The organism is Carnobacterium sp. (assembly GCF_049673005.1).
In the GTDB taxonomy this organism is placed as follows: domain Bacteria; phylum Bacillota; class Bacilli; order Lactobacillales; family Carnobacteriaceae; genus Carnobacterium_A.
This window is the reverse complement of sequence record NZ_JBATXB010000121.1, coordinates 1-3,893: the sequence shown is the minus strand read 5'-3', so window position 1 is coordinate 3,893 and position 3,893 is coordinate 1. Positions and strand designations below refer to the sequence as shown.

Genomic DNA, 3,893 nt, shown 5'->3' with positions numbered 1-3,893 from the left:
CATTGCTGCCATTGGAACGTTGTGGTCTTCGAGTCGAGGGATGAATGCGATGCAAATGAGTATGAATAAAGCTTACGGGGTAGATCCTCGAAAAAACATCGTAGTTGTTCGCTTAGCGTCGCTGGCTTTCACAATTGTCTTAATAACTGGCTTAATTGTATTGGTAACGGCCTTTGGTTTTGGACAAGTGATATTAGAAAGGCTCACACCCTTATTGAACTTGCCGCTAGATGTAATTGACACGTTTCTTAGTTTGCGTTGGCCAGTAACTATGTTTACCTTGTTTTTTTCTTTCTCGTTGTTGTATTATTTTGTGCCGAACGCAAAATTAAATTTAAAAATGGTCTTACCAGGAGCCATTTTCTCAACAATCGGTTGGATTTTGATTACTCAAGCATTCACTATCTATGTTTCTTACTTTGCTGTAGGGACAATAAGTTACGGTTCAATTGGGGCGTTTATTGCATTCATGCTGTGGCTAAATATATTGGGCGCGATGTTAACAGTAGGTGCTCTTGTGAATGCAACGATTACAGAATATAAGCAGATTGTAATAGAACAATCAAATAATCGTATGATTAGATATGTAGAGAGAAAAATGAAGATCAAATAAAAAAAACGATAAAGTTGTTTTTTATAGAAAACTTAATCGGATTGAAATCAAGTATGAAGTGCAATTATGATACAATGACTAAGTCGATTAATGTATATAGTGAATAATAATGTGAATGAAGGAGTAAAATTAATGCTAGATGTGTCTGTCATTATGCCGATTTATAATGTTGAAAAATATTTAGAAAAAGCGATAAAAAGTGTGTTAAATCAAACGAATAAAAATTTTGAATTGATCTTAGTAAATGATGGATCAACTGATGATGCTTTAAAAATATGCCGGTATTATGAAAAAAAAGATAATCGAGTATTTGTAATAAATCAAGAAAATAAAGGAGCAGGTTATGCTCGTAACGTAGGTTTATCTAAAGCTACTGGAAGTTATATTTATTTTATTGATCCAGATGATTATGTAGAGCCTAATTTAATAGAAGAAAATATTAAAATCGCTAAAGAAACATGTACAGATGTATTGATGTTTGGTTTTATTGAAGTAACTACAAGTATAGATGAGAGCTCAACTAGTAGGGTGAATTTACCTAAATTAACTTCATCGAAAGAAGCACGTCAGTTTAGAACACAGTTCAATAGGTACTATTCTTTTGCTCCATATGCATTGTGGAACAAATTATATAGACGTGAGTTTTTAATAAAGAATAATGTCCAATTTTCGAATCAAAAAATAGGTGAAGATGCGTTATTTAATTTAGATGTCTATCGTCATTTAGAAAAAGTTGAAATTAACCCTCATGCTTATTACCATTATGTTTATCGAGCTAATTCAGCTGTAAATCACTACACAAAAGATCGATTTAAACAAGAATATAAAGTGGCAAAGAGCTTTGAAAAACTGATGAAAGAATGGGATGAAGTTCTAAGATATAAAACCTTAATTAATAAAGAATACTGGAATACTATGTACCTAGAAATAAAGAATCTTTCTTCTAAAGAATGTATGCTAAAAAAAGAAGAAAAAATTAAATTAATGGTAAGAATTATGGAGAATGAAAAAATTGAAAGAGCAGTAATAGATTTGAGTAATCAAGCAGAAAAGAATAGATTTGTAAAAACCTTATTATTTTTGGTTAAGAAAAAAAAGTACTCTTTAGCACTTAATCTGATGAGACTAAGAATGGATATAGGTTTTAAATCTCAAAAGTTATTAAATATAATCAAACGCTTGGGTTATAAAAAAGGAGATTATGCACAGTGAACTTGATAGATGAATTTAAAAAAGGAGTACTATACAGCGCTATAGGAAAGTATTCTAATGTTCTTGTTCAGCTTCTTGTTCAAGCGATTCTCTCTAGGCTATTAACGCCTAAAGAATATGGTGTTGTTGCAATAGTAAATGTTTTTTTGATATTCTTTCAAATGTTAGCTGATTTCGGGATTGGACCTGCCATTATTCAAAATAAAAAACTAACAAAAAAAGAAATTAACAGCATTTTTGTTTTTTCTTGCTACTTAGCGGTAGTCTTAGGATTAATTTTTATGTCATTAGGATACCCAATAAGTCTATTTTATGGTGATGCGGTATATATCCCAATTAGTTTAGTTCTCGGTGTATGTGTTTTCTTCTATGGAATATTAGTCGTACCACAAAACATGTTATTAAGAGAAAAAAACTTTATGGTTGTTAATATGGTTACAGTTATTGCTAATGTACTCTCTGGTGTCATTTCGATAGTACTAGCTGTTATGGGCTTCAGTTACTACTCACTAATCATAGCTAATACGCTGAAAGCAGCATTTTTATTTTTTGTTTTTTATTTTAAAACAAAATTGACGTTTAGTTTTAAATTAAATTTAAACCCTATAAAAAAAATCTTCTCTTTTTCAAAAAATCAGTTTATTTTTAATTTTATTAACTATTTTTCAGGAAATCTAGACAAGATATTAATAGGACGTTATTTTTCGGCAAGTTCCTTAGCTTATTATGATAAATCTTATCAATTGTCTCTCTATCCCAATCAAATTTTGACGAATGTCATTTATCCGGTTATTCAGCCTATTATGTCTGATTATGAAACGAAAACAGATAAAATTAAGCAAGTTTACTTACTGCTAACACGCTTTTTAGGAACAATTGGTCTATCTCTTTCAATATTTTTATTTTTCTCAGCAAAAGAAATCATTTTATTTTTGTTCGGAGGACAGTGGGATGGAAGTATTGCTACCTTTCAAATACTAGCTTTTTCTGTTTGGATTCAGTTGATTTTAACGATTACTGGAGCAATTTTTCAATCAGCTAATCGTACCGATTTATTATTGGTTTCAGGTATACTAACAGCACTAACCAATATAACAGCGATGCTCATTGGAATGTATACTGGGAAAATTGAATACGTTGCTTTATTGTTGGTTATTGCCTTTACACTTAATTTTTTGCAAACGAATTACTTACTGATGTATAAGATGTTTGAATCAAATTACGCAGAATTTTTCAGCATACTAGTTAAACCCGCATTAATGGCTGGATCTCAAGCACTGGTATTTTATCTATTACCGACTTTACCATTTTCAAATTTCATTGATTTGGTAATCAAAAGCTTTATATTTATTCTTGTCTTTGGATTAGGATTGATTGTAACGGGTGAAATGAAAGTGATTAAAGAATTAATGGCGAAAAGAAAATAGGTTGTGTTTTAAAAAGGAGATTAAGTATGAAGAATAATCCACTAGTTTCAGTAATTGTACCCGTTTATAATGTTGAAGACTATATAGAAGAATGTCTAGAATCGATTATAAATCAACAGTATCAGCATCTTGAAATTATAATAGTAGAAGATGGCAGTACAGACCAAAGTCGTCAAAAAATCCAGAACTATTTAAGTGATGACCGCATTATTTTCATTGAGCAAAAAAATAAAGGATTATCAGGAGCTCGTAATACGGGCATGTCTAAAGCTTCAGGAAAATTCATCTTATTTGTGGACTCAGATGATTATATTGATATTAATTTATTATCTGATACCGTGTCTTTAATGGAAGAAAAACATCTTGATTTGATTCGCTTTAATGGAATGGCTTTTACAGATGGAATGGAAAAAACAATCAACCAAAAATATTATGATTTTAGCCATCGTTTAGTAGAAAATCATATTTACAAAGAAGACAGCTTTAAAGCAAACAGCAGAACATTTGTGTCTCCAGTCTATTTATACTTAACTAGGAGATCTGTATTAACGGAAAATAAATTATTTTTTAGAGAAGACATCATTCATGAAGATGAGCTCTTTACACCTCAAGTGTTCGTTCATATAAAAACAATGATTTAC

The 3,893-nt window shown here is 30.5% G+C and carries 4 protein-coding genes; all 4 read left to right on the top strand.

Features of this window, described 5'->3' with window-relative positions; translation table 11 throughout:
* On the top strand, positions 1-613 hold a 613-nt coding region (locus tag WBF61_RS09035), incomplete at its 5' end, for a YihY/virulence factor BrkB family protein (RefSeq protein WP_424255821.1).
* 132 nt (positions 614-745) lie between these two features.
* Positions 746-1,825, top strand: a complete 1,080-nt coding sequence (locus tag WBF61_RS09030) for a glycosyltransferase family 2 protein (protein WP_424255820.1) — start codon at positions 746-748, stop codon at positions 1,823-1,825.
* Positions 1,822-3,252, top strand: a complete 1,431-nt coding sequence (locus WBF61_RS09025) for a lipopolysaccharide biosynthesis protein (protein WP_424255818.1) — start codon at positions 1,822-1,824, stop codon at positions 3,250-3,252. The genes WBF61_RS09030 and WBF61_RS09025 overlap by 4 nt, the downstream gene beginning before the upstream one ends.
* A gap of 26 nt (positions 3,253-3,278) precedes the next feature.
* A partial coding sequence (locus WBF61_RS09020) for a glycosyltransferase family 2 protein (RefSeq protein WP_424255816.1) occupies positions 3,279-3,893 on the top strand: 615 nt, incomplete at its 3' end.